The sequence below is a fragment of the Aeromonas sp. R1-2 genome (genome assembly GCF_040908505.1).
Classification (GTDB): Bacteria; Pseudomonadota; Gammaproteobacteria; order Enterobacterales; family Aeromonadaceae; genus Aeromonas; species Aeromonas veronii.
On the sequence record NZ_JBFODU010000027.1, the window covers coordinates 106,086 to 122,256 of the forward strand.

Here is a 16,171-nt window from a genome sequence, read left to right on the forward strand (position 1 = left end):
CACTGCCCGCCCCGGATACAGGAACACCATCATGTCCGAGATGACCCCGAGAGAAATCGTCCACGAGCTGGACAGACACATCATTGGTCAGGCCGATGCCAAGCGCGCCGTTGCCGTTGCCCTGCGCAACCGCTGGCGCCGGATGCAGCTCAACGAAGAGATGCGCCATGAAGTGACCCCGAAAAACATCCTGATGATCGGCCCGACCGGTGTCGGCAAGACCGAGATCGCCCGTCGTCTGGCCAAGCTGGCCAACGCCCCCTTCATCAAGGTGGAAGCGACCAAGTTCACCGAAGTGGGCTATGTCGGCAAGGAAGTGGACAGCATCATCCGCGATCTGACCGATGCCGCCATCAAGCTGGTGCGCGAAACCGAGATGGAGAAGATGAAATACCGCGCCGAGGAGGCTGCCGAAGAGCGCATCCTCGACGCCCTGCTGCCCAACCCGCGCAACACCTGGGGTGAGGAAGAGAAAGCCGACAACTCCAACACCCGCCAGATCTTCCGCAAGAAACTGCGGGAAGGTCAGCTGGATGACAAAGAGATCGAACTGGAACTCTCCGCCTCCCCGATGGGCGTCGAAATCATGACCCCGCCGGGCATGGAAGAGATGGCCAACCAGCTGCAGGGGCTGTTCCAGAATCTGGGCCAGAACCAGAAGAAGAAGCGCAAGATCAAGGTCAAAGAGGCCATGAAGGCGTTGATCGAAGAGGAAGCAGCCCGTCTGGTCAATCCGGAAGAGCTGAAGCAGAAAGCGATCGCAGCGGTCGAGAACAACGGCATCGTCTTCCTCGACGAGATCGACAAGATCTGCAAGCGCGGCGAGAGCTCCGGCCCCGATGTCTCCCGTGAAGGGGTACAACGCGACCTGCTGCCGCTGGTCGAGGGCTGCACCGTCAACACCAAACACGGCATGGTCAAGACCGACCATATCCTGTTTGTCGCCTCCGGCGCCTTCCAGATCGCCAAGCCGTCCGACCTCATCCCCGAGCTGCAGGGCCGTCTGCCGATCCGGGTCGAGCTGACCGCACTGACCACAGATGACTTCGAGCGTATCCTGACCGAACCGAACGCCTCCCTGACCGATCAGTACAAGGCGCTGATGGCCACCGAAGGGGTCAATATCGAGTTCACCAAGGATGGCATCCGCCGTCTGGCCGAAGCGGCGTGGCAGGTTAACGAGCGTACCGAGAACATCGGTGCCCGCCGTCTGCACACCGTGATGGAGCGCCTGATGGAAGATATCTCCTATGACGCCTCCGAGAAGTCCGGCGAGACCTTTGTCATCGACACCGACTACGTCAACGCCCACCTCGGCAAGCTGATTGAAGACGAGGACCTGAGCCGCTTTATTCTGTAAGCGAAGTTCTGTTTGTAAAAAAACGCCTCCAGAAATGGGGGCGTTTTGCATTTTAAGCCCCAGTCCCCTTCTCTCTATGTCCCACTCGCACCCAGCAGCAAAACACTCAACTGGTATACCCATTTTTGTATATCTTTGAATTTTATCGAATTACCCCTGACGAGATATATAAATAGACACTTGATTTGCATCAATTGCCCGCCCCTGCCGACTGGGTAGCCTAGCCCCAGAATGATGTTTTATTACTCCAAACTAGAGGCAATCATGAGCAAAGTCAGACTGGTCGTTGTGGGCAACGGCATGGTGGGGCACCGCTTCATCGAAGAGTTGATCGAGCGGGCCGCCCCAGGCCGTTACGAGATCACCGTCTTCGGTGCAGAACCCCGTCCCGCCTACGATCGCGTCCATCTCTCCTCCTACTTCTCCCATCACACCAGCGAAGATCTCTCCCTCGTCAAACCCGGTTTCTACGACAAGCACGGCATCCGCCTGCTGCTCGGCGAAGCGGTGAAAAAAATCGACAGGGCCAACCGCGAAGTGCACTCCAACAAGGGCACTGTGGTCGGGTACGACAAGCTGGTGCTGGCCACCGGCTCCTACCCCTGGGTGCCGCCCATTGCGGGCAGCCAGCACCACGAGTGCTTCGTCTATCGCACCATCGAGGATCTGAAAGCCATCCGCAGCGCCGCCAAAAGCGGCAAGAGCGGGGTGGTGATCGGGGGCGGCCTGCTTGGCCTCGAAGCGGCCGGAGCCCTCAAGGCGCTGGGCCTCGAGACCCACGTGGTGGAGTTTGCTCCGGTGCTGATGGCCGAGCAGCTCGACGGTCAGGGTGGCCAGCTGCTGCGCCGCAAGATTGAATCCATGGGCGTGCAGGTACACACCAGCAAGAGCACCAGCGAGATCCTGATGCATGGCGGCGAACAGGCGAAACACCGCCTCGCCTTTGCCGATGGCAGCCAGCTGGAAGTGGACGTGGTGGTCTTCTCCACCGGCATTCGCCCGCAAGATACCCTTGGCCGCTACGGTGATCTCGCCATCGCCGAGCGCGGCGGCATCGTCATCGACGATCACTGCCTCACCTCCGACCCCGACATCTACGCCATCGGCGAGTGCGCCGCCTGGCAGGGCCGCTTCTTCGGACTGGTAGCGCCGGGCTACAAGATGGCCCAGATCACCGTCGACCATCTGCTCGGCGGCGACAGCCGCTTCGAGGGGGCGGACATGAGCGCCAAGCTGAAACTGCTCGGTGTCTCCGTCGGCTCCATCGGTGATGCCCACGGCCGCACCCCGGGCAGCCACAGCTATGTGTTTCAGGATGACCAGGCTGGCGTCTACAAGAAAATCGTGGTGAGCGAAGACAACAGCCGATTGCTCGGCGCCGTGCTGGTGGGTGACGTGGAAGATTATGGCAACCTGCTGCAGATGATGCTCAACGCCCTGCCGCTGCCGAGCCACCCGGACACCCTGATCCTGCCTGCCTACGCCGGTGCCAAGCCGACGCTGGGGGTGGATGCCCTGCCGGAGAGCGCCCAGATCTGCTCCTGCTTCGACGTATCCAAGGGCGACATCGCCCAGGCCGTCGCCGAGGGCCACACCACGCTGGCCGCCATCAAGCAGCACACCAAGGCCGGAACCGGCTGCGGCGGCTGCGTGCCGCTCATCAGTCAGGTGCTCAACGCCGAGCTGGTGAAGCAGGGCATCGAGGTCAACAACCACCTCTGCGCCCACTTCCCCCACTCCCGTCAGGAGCTGTTCCATCTGGTCAAGGTGGAGGGGATCAAGAGCTTCGACGAACTGCTGGCCAAGCACGGTCAGGGCTATGGCTGCGAGGTGTGCAAACCGACCGTCGGCTCCATCCTCGCCTCCTGCTGGAACGAGCATGTGCTGAGCCCGCGCAACATCCCGCTGCAGGACACCAACGACATCTTCCTCGGCAACATGCAGAAGGACGGCAGCTACTCCGTCATCCCGCGCATGGCCGGCGGCGAAGTGACCCCGGAAGGGCTGCTGGCGGTGGCCGAAGTGGCCCGCGACTACAAGCTCTACACCAAGATCACCGGCGCCCAGCGCATCGGCCTGTTCGGGGCCCAGAAGGATGACCTGCCCGCCATCTGGCGCAAGCTGCTGGCGGCCGGATTCGAGACCGGTCAGGCCTACGCCAAGGCGCTGCGCATGGCCAAGACCTGCGTCGGCAGCACCTGGTGCCGCTTCGGCGTGCAGGACAGCGTCGGCCTCGGGGTCTTCCTCGAGAACCGCTACAAGGGGATTCGCACCCCGCACAAGATGAAGTTCGGTGTCTCCGGCTGTACCCGTGAATGTGCGGAAGCGCAGGGCAAGGACGTCGGCATCATCGCCACCGACGCGGGTTGGAACCTCTATGTGGGCGGCAACGGCGGCATGAAGCCGCGCCACGCCGATCTGCTGGCTTCTGACCTCGACCGCGAGACCCTCATCAAGCTGATCGACCGCTTTATGATGTTCTACGTCACCAGCGCCGACAAACTGCAGCGCACCTCGGTCTGGCTCGGCAATCTGGAAGGGGGCGTCGACTACCTGCGCGAGGTGATCGTCGACGACAAGCTGGGGCTGGCCGAGACCCTGGAGCGCGATATCCAGACCCTTATCGACAGCTACGAGTGCGAATGGTCGCGCACCCTCAACGAAGAGGAAGCGCTCAAGCGCTTCAGCCACTTCATCAACAGCGACAAGCGCGACCCGGACGTTCAGTTCGTTGCCGAGCGCGACCAGCACAGACCCGCCACTCCGGCCGAGCGCATCCCCGTCTACCAGATCGAGGTGGAAACCAAATGATGAAATTAGCCTGCCAACTCAACGACATCCTGCCGGGAACCGGTGTCTGCGCACTCATTGAAGGTCGCCAGATCGCCCTGTTCCGCCCGAGCGCGGCGGCCGAGGTGTTCGCCATCGACAACCGGGATCCCTTCTTCGCCGCCAACGTGCTGTCGCGGGGCCTGATCTGCGAACACGACGGCGAGCTATGGGTCGCCAGCCCGCTCAAGAAGCAGCGCTTTCGCCTGAGCGATGGCCACTGCTTCGACAACCCGGCCCTGTCGGTGCAGAGCTACCCCGTTGAAGTGCGTGACCAGCAGGTCTGGGTCGCTGTCTAAAGCCAAATTCACTCTCTTTCGGGCTGCCTGTGGGCAGCCCTTTCAAGGACTCACAAGATGTATACGGAAACCATCAACAAGTGCGCCGCCAACGCGGCCCGCATCAACCGCTTCGAGCGCAGCGACAGGCTCGGCTTCTGGCTCAGCTCCGCCATGGCGGGGGCCTATGTGGGCCTCGGCATCATCCTCATCTTCACCCTCGGCAATCTGGTGGATCCGAGCATCCGGCCGCTGGTGATGGGAGCCACCTTCGGCATCGCCCTGACGCTGGTCATCATCGCCGGCTCCGAGCTGTTTACCGGCCACACCATGTTCCTCACCTTCGGGGTGAAGACGGGCAAGATCACCATGGCCGACCTGCTGCGCATCCTGCCGCAGACCTGGGCGGGCAACCTGATTGGCTCCATCGTGGTGGCGCTCATCTACTCCTACGGCGGCAGCCTGCTGCCGGATGCGGGCAGTCTGGCCCACAAGGTGGCGCTGGCCAAGACCCAGGCCCCGGCGCTGACCCTGTTTATGAAGGGGCTCCTCTGCAACTGGCTGGTCTGCCTCGCCATCTGGATGGCGCTGCGCACCGAAGGGGCCGCCCGCTTCATCGCCATCTGGTGGTGCCTGCTGGCCTTTATCGCCTCCGGCTACGAGCACTCCATCGCCAACATGACCCTGTTTGCCCTCTCCTGGTTTGGTGCCCACTCGGATGCCTACACCCTGGGCGGCATCGGCCACAACCTGCTGTGGGTGACCCTGGGTAACACCGTCTCCGGCGTCCTCTTTATGGGCCTCGGCTACTGGTATGCCACCCCCAAGGCGGAGCGCCCGGTCTCGGTGAGCGAGACCACCAGCACCGCCAACCAGACCCGAACCGCCTGATCCGGAGGCCCCATGGACTACTTGCCCATCTTTTGCCGACTCGACAACAAACCCGTGCTGCTGGTCGGCGGCGGCGAGGTGGCAGAGCGCAAGGCGCGTCTGCTGCTGGATGCCGGTGCCCACCTCACAGTCGTGGCGCCCGAGCTTGACCCCGAGCTGGCGGAGCTGGCTGCCAACGGCAGCATCGAGTGGCTGGCCGGTGAATTTGTGCCGGAACAACTGGCGGGCAAGTGGTTGGTGGTGGCCGCCACCGATCGGCGCGAGGTGAATGCGCTGGTTTACCAAAGCGCCAATCAGGCGCAGATCTTTGCTAACGTGGTGGATGACCCGAAGCGCTCCAGCTTCATCATGCCGTCGATCATCGATCGCTCGCCGCTGATGGTGGCCATCTCCTCCGGCGGCAAGGCACCTGTTCTGGCCCGGCTGCTGCGGGAAAAACTGGAAGCCCTGCTGCCGCAGCATCTGGGGGCCGTGGCGGCCTTCGCTGGCAGCCTGCGGGAGCGGGTCAAGGCGCGATTCGCCAGCATGGGAGAGCGGCGCCGCTTCTGGGAGCGGCTACTCGGGGCGGACCGGCTCGGTCAGGCGCTGGCGCGGGGGGATAGCGCCTCTGCCAACCAGCTGGCCGACAACCTGTTTGCCGACGAGAGCCAGACCGGAGGCGAAGTGGTGCTGGTGGGGGCTGGCCCCGGCGATCCGGGTCTGCTCACCCTGCACGCCCTGCGCCAGATGCAGCAGGCGGACGTGGTGGTCTATGACCGACTGGTCTCCGACGAGGTGATGGCACTGGTGCGCCGGGATGCCAAGCGCATCTTCGTCGGCAAGCAGGCGGGCAACCACTGCGTGCCTCAGGAGGGGATCAACCAGCTCTTGCTGGAGGAGGCGAAGAAGGGGCAACGGGTGGTGCGGCTCAAGGGGGGCGACCCCTTTATCTTCGGCCGTGGCGGCGAGGAGCTGGAGACGCTGGTCGGCACTGGCATTGGCTTTCAGGTGGTGCCGGGGATCACCGCGGCCAGCGGCTGCGCCGCCTACGCCGGCATTCCGCTGACCCACCGCGATCACGCCCAGAGCGTGCGCTTCGTCACTGCTCACGGCAAGGGGGGCGCCCGGGATCTCGACTGGCCGCTGCTCGCCAAGGACAAACAGACTCTGGTGTTCTACATGGGGCTCTCATCCTGCGCCACCATCCGCGAGCAGCTGCTGGCCCACGGCAAGGCGGGCAACACCCCGGTGGCGCTGATCGAGCGCGGCACCCAGCCCTGCCAGCGGGTCATTCGCGGCACCCTCGATGAGCTGCCCACGCTGGCGGTGGGGGTCGAGAGTCCTGCCCTCATCATGGTGGGCTCGGTGGTGACCCTGGCCGACCGGCTCGCCTGGTTTGGCGAGGCACCACAGGCTCAGCGAGCCCTCGCCTGAGGGATTCTCGGCAACTCACCATGAGGCCACCAGCAGGTGGCCTCACTTTTACCTCCCTCTTCTCCCATCACGGTCATAACCTGTTGTTTTAAGTCTGGTATCCTATGGGCATTGAGCCCTTGGCTACCATCTCAGGAATTCATCCCATGTCTCTTCCCATCAAGAACAGCGCCCGGCAGCGCGCGGATGACAGATCCCGCATTCTCACCCTGCTGCTGCGCGATGATGCCCTCACCGACAGCCTGCTCGACCCGCAAGCGGTGCAGGATGCAGAGCAGCGCGATCAGACCAGCGAACTCACTGCGCTGGTCAACGGGTTGCCCGCCGCCGACGTCGCCGATGCGCTGGAGTCGCTGCCGCCCGATGAACGTCATGCCCTGTGGGCACTGGTGGAGGAGGAAAAGCGCGGCCAGATCCTGGTCGAAGCGTCGGAGACGGTGTGGGACAGCCTCATCAGCGGGATGAGCGACAAGGAGCTGCTGCACGCCCTGCGCACCCTGGATATCGACGACCAGATCTATCTGGGCCAGTACCTGCCACGCAACCTGATGGGGCGGCTGCTCACCTATATGGCCCCCGCCGAGCGGGATCGGGTGCGGGAGGTGATCCGCTACGGCAAGCACACCGTCGGCGCCATGATGGACTTCGAGATCATCACCACCCGCCCCGAGGTGAGTCTGGCCACGGTGCAGCGCTATCTGCGGCTGCGCGGCAAGATCCCCGCCAACACCGACAAGCTGTTCGTCATCGATCGGCGCAACCACCTGCTGGGGGAGCTGGCCCTCACCACAGTGCTGCTGCACAAACCCGCCACCCTGGTGAGCGACGTGATGGAGCGGGATCCGGTCACCTTCGATCCGGAGGATAACGACGAAGCGGCGGCCCGCACCTTCGAGCGGGATGACCTGCTCTCCGCCGCCGTGGTGGATGGCAAGGGCAAGCTGATGGGCCGCCTCACCGTCGAAGAGGTGGTGGATCTGGTCTATGAGGAGAGTGACACCGACCTGCGCCGGATGGGGGGTATCAGCGAGGATGAAGACGTGTTCGCCCCGGTCTCCAAGGCGGTCAAGACCCGCTGGGCCTGGCTTGCCATCAACCTCTGCACCGCCTTTGTCGCCTCGCGGGTGATCGGCCTGTTCGAGCACACCATCTCGCAGCTGGTAGCACTGGCGGCGCTAATGCCCATCGTCGCCGGGATCGGCGGCAACACCGGCAACCAGACCATCACCATGATAGTGCGGGCGCTGGCGCTGCAGCACATTCAGGCAGGCAACCTCTCCTTCCTGCTGCTACGGGAACTTGGCGTCGCCTTTATCAACGGGCTGGTGTGGGGCGGCACCATGGGCATCGCCACCTATCTGCTCTATCAGGATGCGGCGCTCGGCGCGGTGATGACCCTGGCCATGATGCTCAACCTGCTGGTGGCGGCGTTGATGGGGGTGATTATCCCCATGACCATGACCCGCCTCGGCCGCGACCCGGCAGTCGGTGCCAGCGTGATGATCACCGCCATCACCGATACCGGCGGCTTCTTTATCTTCCTCGGGCTAGCGACCCTGTTCCTGCTGTAACCAGCCACTCAAACCATAAAAAACAGGCCCACCGAAGTGGGCCTGCTGTTATCAGGGTGGGTGGGAGTATCGCGATAGAGGGCGCTACTCCCGCTCCTTCACATAGGGGGTGCCGAGCGCCTTGGGTGCCACCGCACGGCCGATAAAACCGGCCAGCAGGAACACGGTCAGGATGTAGGGCAGTGCCTCGATGGCCTGCACCGGAATGGCGAAGCCACCTATGCTGACCCCTTGCAGGCGGATGGCGACCGCATCGAGGAAGCCGAACAGCAGGCAGGCGGCCATGGCATTCCAGGGGCGCCACTTGCCGAACACCAGCGCCGCCAGCGCCATAAAGCCCTTGCCCGCACTCATGTTGGGGATGAACTGGGCCGTCTGGGCCACCGCCAGATAGGTGCCACCAATACCGGCCAGCAGGCCGCCGATGAGGAGCGCGGTGTAGCGCATGCGCACCACAGAGATACCGGCGGTATCGACCGCTGCGGGTGCCTCACCCACCGCCCGCAGACGCAGACCGAAGCGGGTACGGAACATCACCCACCAGGCCAGCGGTACGCAGGCAAACGCCACGTACTCCAGCAGGGAGTGGCCGCTCAACAGCTCGCTGTAGAGCTGGCCGATCACCGGCACATCCCACAGCTCCTTGGCATAGGGCAGATCGATGGGGGCGAAACGGGCATCACCGGAGAGCGCCGGAGTCTGGCCCCCCTGATCGAACCAGTAACGGCCCAGGGTGACGGTCAGACCGGCCGCAAGAATGTTGATGGCCATGCCGCTCACCACCTGATCACCGCGGTGGGTGATGGTGGCAAAACCGTGCATCAGGGCAAACAGGATGGAGACACCCACCCCGGCACCCAGACCTATCCAGGCAGAACCGGAGACCGCCGCCGCCGCACCACTGGCGAACGCCGCCGCCAGCAGTTTGCCTTCCAGCGCGATGTTGACCACCCCGGAGCGCTCGCAAAACATGCCCGCCATGGCGGCGAGAATGAGGGGCGGCGCAGTACGAATGGTCGCATCCAGCATCAGGATCAGAATTTCAAACATGATCAGACTCCTTTAGCTTGCGCGGCTGAGCGGTTGGCAAACGCCAGATAGAGCTGCTCGATACGCGGACGCATCATGTGCTCAAGGGCGCCACAGAACAGGATCACCAGACCCTGCAACACCACCACGATGTTGCGGTCGACACCGAATTCGAAGCTGAGCTCGGCGCCCCCCTGATAGAGGAAGCCAAACAGCAGGCTGGCGATGATGACGCCGACCGGATGGTTGCGCCCCATCAGCGCCACCGCGATACCGGTGAAGCCGAACCCTTCCACAAAGTTGAGCTTGATTTGGTGCAGCTCACCCTGCAGCACGTTGAGGGCAAAGAAGCCCGACAGCATGCCGGAGATGACCATCGCCAGGATCACCACCTTGGGATAGGAGATACCGGCGTAGGCGGAGGCGCTCTGGCTGGCGCCGACCGAGCGGATCTCGTAACCCCAGCGGGTGTGCCAGATAAAGACCCACACCAGCGCCGCACAGATCAGCGCCCAGAAGAAGCTGATGTTAAGGGGGCTGTTGGGGATCTCCATCCCGAACAGGTTCGCCAGCCCGCTCATCTTGGGCAGCCAACTTGCTTCGGCAAACACCCGGCTCTCGGTCGCCATCGAGCCGGGCGGCTTGAACACCTCCACCAGCAGATAGGCCATCAGGGAGGCGGCGATGAAGTTGAACATGATGGTGGTGATCACGATATGGCTGCCGCGCTTGGCTTGCAGCCAGGCCGGAATAAAGGCCCAGGCCGCACCGAACAGACCACCGGCAATGATGGAGAGCGGCAACAGCAGGGCAAACGGCAGCACATCGCCGATCATCAGACAGACCAGACCGACACCGAGACCGCCGATATAGGCCTGACCTTCACCGCCGATATTGAACAGACCGGCGTGGAAGGCAACCGCCACCGACAGACCGGTAAAGATAAAGCCGGTTGCGTAGTAGAGGGTGAAACCGACCCCTTCACCTGTGCCGAACGCGCCGTACCACATGATCTTGGCGGCATCGACCGGGTTGATGTCGAGGTAGTAGAACAGAATGGCCGACACCAGGAAGGCCAGCAGGATGTTGACCGCAGACAAGACGCCTACGGAGACCCAGGCAGGAATACGTACTTGGCTCATCAGTGGGCCTCCTTGGCTACGCCAGACACGCCAGCAACTTCGTCCGGCACTATGTTCGCCATCATCAGACCAATGGTGCGCTCATCCGCCTTGGCACCATCCAGCTCGCCGACGATGCGACCATCGGCAATGACCAGAATGCGATCTGCGAGGCTCATGATCTCGTCCAGCTCCACCGAGACCAGCAGCACCGCCTTGCCCTTGTCACGCATGGCGATGATCTGCTGGTGGATATACTCGATGGCGCCGATGTCGACCCCGCGGGTCGGCTGGCCGATCAACAGCACATCCGGGTCCTGCTCCACTTCACGGGCGATCACCAGCTTCTGCTGGTTGCCACCGGAGAAGTTGGCGGTCTTGTGATCAGGATGGGGCGGGCGCACGTCCCACTTCTCCATCTTGGCCTGACAATCCTGCTGGATCGCCTCCTTGTTCTGCAGCCACCCCTTGTTGTATTGCGGGCGACGGTGATAACCGAGAATAAAGGCCTCTTTCGCCTCGAAGCGGTTGATCAGCCCCATCTTGTGGCGATCTTCCGGCACATGACCGAGGCCGTAGTTGCGCACCAGCTCGGGATCGGCCGGGTGCTCCGCGCTCACCTTGTGCACGCCGCTGCGGCTGCTGATGGTGAAGCCGCCCTTGCTCGGCTTGAGAATGCCGCCAAGCAGGCTGAGCAGTTCGGACTGACCGTTGCCGGAGACCCCGGCAATGCCGACCACTTCACCGGCCCGCACCTCGAAGCTGACCGATTTGACCCGCTCCACCTTGCTGGCGTCGAAATAGCTGAGTCCTTCGATCTTCAGCTTGGCTTCACCGGGCTGGGTTGGCCCCTTGTCGACCTTGAGGCGCACCTTGCGGCCCACCATCAGTTCGGCCAGCTGCTCCTTGTCGGTATCCTTGGTGGCGACATGTGCCACCATCTCGCCACGGCGCATGATGGAGACCTGATCGGTAATCGCCAGGATCTCCCGCAGCTTGTGGGTGATAAGGATGATGGTTGCCCCCTGATCCCGCAGCTTTTTCAGCACCTCGAACAGGTGATCCGCCTCTTGCGGGGTCAGTACCCCGGTCGGCTCGTCGAGGATCAGGATGCGGGCGCCGCGATAGAGCGCCTTGAGAATTTCGACCCGCTGTTGCAAGCCAACCGGCAGATCTTCGACCTTCTCGTGCAACGGCACGTCGAGGCCATAATCCCGCGCCAGTTCGCCAAGCAACTTTTCGGCTGACGCCACGCTCTGCTGAAGGTGCCAGCCGTTCTCAGCGCCGAGGATGACGTTTTCCAATACGGTGAAGTTATTGACCAGCATGAAGTGCTGGTGAACCATGCCCACCCCTGCGGCAATCGCATCTTGTGAGCCGTGGGGTTTGAAAGGATTCCCGTCGATCAGCATCTCGCCTTTGTCGGCATGGTAGAAACCATAAATGATGCTCATCAGGGTGGACTTACCGGCGCCATTTTCGCCGACAATGCCGTGGATACTGCCTTTGCGAACCTTAAGGTCGATCAGCTTGTTGGCGTACACTTCGCCGAACCGCTTATCGATACCTCTTAATTCGATGGCATAGCGATCTGTCTGGTCCATGATGCAGCCCTGCGTTTCATGAAATAAGACTAAAAACCGGCCCGTGCGGGCCGGTGGTGCGTTGAGAGTCGTAGCAACTATCTAATTAGTATTTGCAGGTGTTATCGCTCATGTAGTCATGAACCTTGACCTTGCCAGCGATGATTTCAGCCTTGATGGCATCTACCTTGGCTTTCATTTCCGGGGTGATCAGCTTCTCGTTGTCCTTGTCGAGAGCCCAATCCACACCGCCTTCGGCCAGACCCAGGTTCTTGATACCCGGCTTCCACTCGCCTTTGGCAGCGTCATCCCAGGTCTGGTAAGCAGCCAGACCCACAGACTTGACCATGGAGGTCAGCATGGTGCCCGGTTGCAGGTGGTTCTGGTTGGAGTCCACACCGATGGCGAACTTGCCGCTGTCCTTGGCTGCCTGATAGACACCGATACCGGTACCGCCAGCTGCGGCGTAAACCACGTCAGCGCCCTTGGCGAACTGGGACTTGGCCAGCTCGGCACCTTTGGCCGGGTCAGCAAACGCGGCCGGGGTAGAGCCCGCCATGTTCTGGAACACTTCGATCTTCGGATTGACGAACTTGGCACCCTGCTCGTAACCGCACTGGAATTTGCGGATCAGCGGGATATCCATGCCGCCCACGAAGCCGACCTTGCCGCTCTTGGAAGCGATGGCAGCCAGCGCGCCCACCAGGAAGGAACCTTCATGCTCCTTGAAGATGACGGACTGGACGTTCGGCTTGTCGACCACCATGTCGATGATGGTGAACTGGGTTTTCGGGAATTCGGTCGCAACCTTCTCTACCGCAGAGCCCATGTTGAAACCGACCGCCACGATCGGGCCGTTGCCACGGCTGGCCAGACGACGCAGACCCTGCTCGCGCTGGGCTTCGTTCTGGGGTTCAAACTCTTTGACCTTGACGCCCTTGTCCTTGTTGTAGAGCTCGACGCCGTTACGGAACACGGCTTCGTTGAATGATTTGTCATACTTGCCCGCGGTGTCATAAATGACGGCTGGCTCGGAAGCAGCTTGAGCAGAGAGAGCAGCGAGAGTGAGGGAGGCCACAGTGGCCAGCTTGAGCACTTTAGTCACGATCGTATCCTTGATTGTTATTAAGTGAGGGAACTTGCTTGCCTGTCAGAGCAGGCTATCTAGCACGCAGGCTTACTCTAAGTCAGCCCCGATGCGGGTCAAGCAAATGATAAGGGAAAAACGTTTGCGTTAACGGTTTGAATTCTAAGCAAATAACCTTATAAGCAGTTGTTTTTTAGCTAATTTTCAGTTTTTTATGCTAACAACCAAAAGACCCAAACGACATTTCTCTTATTGTTCAGCAAGTTACTGTAAACCGTTTTCCCCTGTTATTCATCCAGCCCCCCGACAAGCCCGTGATCCGGCTCGCAAAATCCCCACAAACTGCGCGAGCAAGGATTGGCTACAGCTGGAAACCTCCCCGCCCTCCTCTCTCTGCGCCAGCCAAAAATGGCCGCACCGACTCCCCTGCAAGCCCCCATCTCACCCCTACCCCCGAGTTTGGATTTGGTCTGGCAGGGGGATGGCCGTATAATCCCCGCCTGTATAAATAAACAGGAGTGGTGATGGACGTTTCAACCCTGCTCGACGGGCTCAACGACAAGCAAAGAGATGCCGTTGCGGCGCCCCGCAGCAACCTGCTGGTGCTGGCCGGTGCCGGTTCGGGCAAGACCCGGGTGCTGGTGCACCGTATCGCCTGGCTGATGCAGGTGGAACGCTGTTCACCCTTCTCCATCATCGCGGTCACCTTTACCAACAAGGCGGCGGCCGAGATGCGCGGCCGGGTCGAGAAGGTGATCGGCGACGGCGTGCGCGGCATGTGGATCGGCACCTTCCACGGCATCGCCCACCGTTTGCTGCGGGCCCACCATCTGGATGCGGGGCTGCCGCAGGATTTCCAGATCCTCGACTCCGATGACCAGTACCGGCTGATCCGCCGGGTGCTCAAGGCGCTCAACCTCGACGAGAAGCACTGGGCCCCGCGCGCCGTGATGGGCTACATCAACGGCAAGAAAGATGAAGGCTTGCGCCCCGGCGACATCGACCTCTACGGCGACCCCGTCACCCGCACCTATCAGCAGATCTACAAGACCTATCAGGAGACCTGCGATCGCTCCGGTCTGGTGGACTTTGCAGAACTCTTGCTGCGTGCCCACGAGCTGTGGCTCAACAAGCCGCACATCCTCGAGCACTACCGCGACCGCTTCCAGAACATCCTGGTGGACGAGTTTCAGGATACCAACGGCATCCAGTACGCCTGGCTGCGAATGCTGGCGGGCAACAGCGGCAAGGTGATGATCGTCGGCGACGATGACCAGTCCATCTACGGCTGGCGCGGCGCCAAGATCGAGAACATCCAGCGCTTCCTGACCGACTATCAGGGCGCCGAGACCATCCGCCTCGAACAGAACTACCGCTCCACCGCCAATATCCTCAAAGCCGCCAACAGCGTCATCGCCAACAACGCCGAGCGCCTTGGCAAGGAGCTGTGGACCGAAGGGGCCGAGGGCGAGCCGATTTCGCTCTACGCCGCCTTCAACGAGGTGGACGAAGCGCGCTTCGTGGTCGGCCGTCTCAAGGATTGGAAGGAAAAGGGCGGCCTCCTGGCCGACTGCGCCATCCTCTATCGCTCCAACGCCCAGTCGCGGGTGCTGGAAGAGGCGCTGATGCAGGACGCCATGCCGTATCGCATCTACGGCGGCCTGCGCTTCTTCGAGCGCCAGGAAATCAAAGACGCCATGGCCTACCTGCGGCTTATCAACAATCGCGGCGACGACGCCAGCTTCGAGCGGGTGGTCAACACCCCGACCCGCGGCATCGGCGATCGCACCCTCGAGATCCTGCGCGGCAACGCCCGCGATCAGGGGCTCAACCTGTGGCAATCAGCCAAGGCGCTGCTCAACGACAAGGTGCTGACCGGTCGCGCCGGAAACGCGGTGCGCGGCTTTGTCGAGCTGATCGACGCGCTGGAGGAGCAGGTCGCCATGCTGCCGCTGCACCAGCAGGCGGATATCGCCATCCAGAACTCCGGCCTCAAGGCGATGTATCTGGCGGAAAAGGGCGAGAAATCCCAGGCGCGGGTAGAGAACCTGGACGAACTGGTCACCGCCTGCCGCCAGTACCAGCGCCCGGACGAGCTGGAAGATATGAGCGATCTCTCCGCCTTCCTCGCCCACGCGGCGCTGGAGTCCGGCGAGAATCAGGCGGACGAATATGCCGACGCGGTGCAGCTGATGACATTGCACAGTGCCAAGGGCTTGGAGTTCCCGCTGGTGCTGCTGGTCGGCGTCGAAGAAGGCATGTTCCCCAGCCAGCAATCCACCGAGGAGTCGGGCCGGCTGGAAGAGGAGCGCCGCCTCTGTTACGTCGGCATGACCCGCGCCATGGAGAAGCTCTACATCTGTTATGCCGAGAGCCGCCGCATCTACGGCCGCGAGATGTTCCACAAGCCGAGCCGCTTTATCCGCGAGATGCCCGCCGAGTGTCTGGAAGAGATCCGGCTGCGCACTCAGGTGAGCCGCCCCACCCAGTACGGCCGCTTTAGCCAGAACGAGGTGCAGCAGAGCTTTGACACCAGCGGCATCAAGCTCGGCCAGCGGGTGCTCCATCCGAAATTCGGCGAAGGGGTGGTACTCAACTTCGAAGGGGTCGGCCAGCAGAGTCGGGTGCAGATCCAGTTCGACGACGTCGGCGCCAAGTGGCTGGTGACGGCGTATGCCAGATTGGAAGCACTCTGATTTTTCCCGCCTTTTGATTCAACCAACCCGGCTTAGGCCGGGTTGGTTGAATCATTTATTGAGATGGCTTCATAACTCGCTCATTCGAATACGCTTCGCGATTTACCCAACCCAATGCCCACATCAGAGTAAGATAATGACTGGGACCCCATCCTAAGATACGTTCACAACGGTGCTGAACTGAATAAGGCAGTACAATACAAAGAGGCAGACCAAAAGGAGATCAAAGCAATAACCATACCCCTTCCACAGAATATCAATGATAAACTTAAACATCAATTTAATATATATCATAAATGGCCTACACTAATTC

At 61.7% G+C, this 16,171-nt stretch carries 11 protein-coding genes; 7 read left to right on the top strand and 4 right to left on the bottom strand.

Annotated features, from left to right (window positions below; genetic code table 11):
- Nucleotides 1-31 precede the first annotated feature (31 nt).
- The 6 genes from hslU (at nucleotide 32) to mgtE (ending at nucleotide 8,342) form a co-directional block, all read left to right on the top strand.
- Nucleotides 32-1,360, top strand: coding sequence for an HslU--HslV peptidase ATPase subunit (gene hslU / locus AB5Y76_RS10905; protein WP_033136355.1), 1,329 nt, complete (start codon nucleotides 32-34; stop codon nucleotides 1,358-1,360).
- Between the two features lie 264 nt (nucleotides 1,361-1,624).
- Nucleotides 1,625-4,171, top strand: a complete 2,547-nt coding sequence (gene nirB, locus AB5Y76_RS10910; protein ID WP_263717975.1) for a nitrite reductase large subunit NirB — start codon at nucleotides 1,625-1,627, stop codon at nucleotides 4,169-4,171.
- Nucleotides 4,171-4,488: a nitrite reductase small subunit NirD gene (gene nirD / locus AB5Y76_RS10915; protein ID WP_258721979.1), complete on the top strand. Its 318-nt coding sequence runs from the start codon at nucleotides 4,171-4,173 to the stop codon at nucleotides 4,486-4,488. The genes nirB and nirD overlap by 1 nt, the downstream gene beginning before the upstream one ends.
- Before the next feature lie 57 nt (nucleotides 4,489-4,545).
- A complete protein-coding gene (nirC, locus tag AB5Y76_RS10920; protein WP_263717974.1) occupies nucleotides 4,546-5,358 on the top strand; it encodes a nitrite transporter NirC in 813 nt (270 codons plus the stop codon).
- A 12-nt stretch (nucleotides 5,359-5,370) separates the two neighbouring features.
- Nucleotides 5,371-6,771 (top strand): siroheme synthase CysG, encoded by a 1,401-nt coding sequence (cysG, locus tag AB5Y76_RS10925; protein WP_263717973.1) that lies wholly within the window; start codon nucleotides 5,371-5,373, stop codon nucleotides 6,769-6,771.
- A gap of 146 nt (nucleotides 6,772-6,917) precedes the next feature.
- Nucleotides 6,918-8,342 carry a magnesium transporter gene (mgtE, locus tag AB5Y76_RS10930; protein WP_263717972.1) on the top strand — a complete coding sequence of 475 codons (1,425 nt, stop codon included), beginning with the start codon at nucleotides 6,918-6,920 and terminating at the stop codon, nucleotides 8,340-8,342.
- 84 nt (nucleotides 8,343-8,426) lie between these two features.
- Here mgtE and AB5Y76_RS10935 read toward each other — a convergent pair whose 3' ends face one another.
- The 4 genes from AB5Y76_RS10935 to AB5Y76_RS10950 all read right to left on the bottom strand — a co-directional run bounded on the left by AB5Y76_RS10935 (nucleotide 8,427) and on the right by AB5Y76_RS10950 (nucleotide 13,180).
- Entirely contained in the window at nucleotides 8,427-9,392 is a 966-nt protein-coding gene (locus AB5Y76_RS10935; protein WP_021230728.1) for an ABC transporter permease, read from the bottom strand.
- Between the two features lie 2 nt (nucleotides 9,393-9,394).
- Nucleotides 9,395-10,513: an ABC transporter permease gene (locus AB5Y76_RS10940; RefSeq protein ID WP_263717970.1), complete on the bottom strand. Its 1,119-nt coding sequence runs from the start codon at nucleotides 10,511-10,513 to the stop codon at nucleotides 9,395-9,397.
- Nucleotides 10,513-12,096 (bottom strand): ABC transporter ATP-binding protein, encoded by a 1,584-nt coding sequence (locus AB5Y76_RS10945; RefSeq protein ID WP_139746971.1) that lies wholly within the window; start codon nucleotides 12,094-12,096, stop codon nucleotides 10,513-10,515. Before AB5Y76_RS10945 ends, AB5Y76_RS10940 begins: the two co-directional genes overlap by 1 nt.
- An 85-nt stretch (nucleotides 12,097-12,181) precedes the next feature.
- Entirely contained in the window at nucleotides 12,182-13,180 is a 999-nt protein-coding gene (locus AB5Y76_RS10950) for a BMP family protein (protein ID WP_005340803.1), read from the bottom strand.
- Between the two features lie 506 nt (nucleotides 13,181-13,686).
- Here AB5Y76_RS10950 and uvrD point away from each other — a divergent pair.
- Nucleotides 13,687-15,858, top strand: coding sequence for a DNA helicase II (gene uvrD, locus AB5Y76_RS10955; RefSeq protein ID WP_263717969.1), 2,172 nt, complete (start codon nucleotides 13,687-13,689; stop codon nucleotides 15,856-15,858).
- The last annotated feature ends 313 nt before the right edge of the window (nucleotides 15,859-16,171 follow it).

Coding starts and splice junctions, on each gene's coding strand:
- nirD (WP_258721979.1), top strand. CDS start 4,171: ATGAAATTAGCCTGCCAACTCAACGACATCCTGCCGGGAACCGGTGTC.
- AB5Y76_RS10935 (WP_021230728.1), bottom strand. CDS start 9,392: ATGTTTGAAATTCTGATCCTGATGCTGGATGCGACCATTCGTACTGCG.
- nirC (WP_263717974.1), top strand. CDS start 4,546: ATGTATACGGAAACCATCAACAAGTGCGCCGCCAACGCGGCCCGCATC.
- AB5Y76_RS10945 (WP_139746971.1), bottom strand. CDS start 12,096: ATGGACCAGACAGATCGCTATGCCATCGAATTAAGAGGTATCGATAAG.
- mgtE (WP_263717972.1), top strand. CDS start 6,918: ATGTCTCTTCCCATCAAGAACAGCGCCCGGCAGCGCGCGGATGACAGA.
- AB5Y76_RS10940 (WP_263717970.1), bottom strand. CDS start 10,513: ATGAGCCAAGTACGTATTCCTGCCTGGGTCTCCGTAGGCGTCTTGTCT.
- uvrD (WP_263717969.1), top strand. CDS start 13,687: ATGGACGTTTCAACCCTGCTCGACGGGCTCAACGACAAGCAAAGAGAT.
- hslU (WP_033136355.1), top strand. CDS start 32: ATGTCCGAGATGACCCCGAGAGAAATCGTCCACGAGCTGGACAGACAC.
- nirB (WP_263717975.1), top strand. CDS start 1,625: ATGAGCAAAGTCAGACTGGTCGTTGTGGGCAACGGCATGGTGGGGCAC.
- cysG (WP_263717973.1), top strand. CDS start 5,371: ATGGACTACTTGCCCATCTTTTGCCGACTCGACAACAAACCCGTGCTG.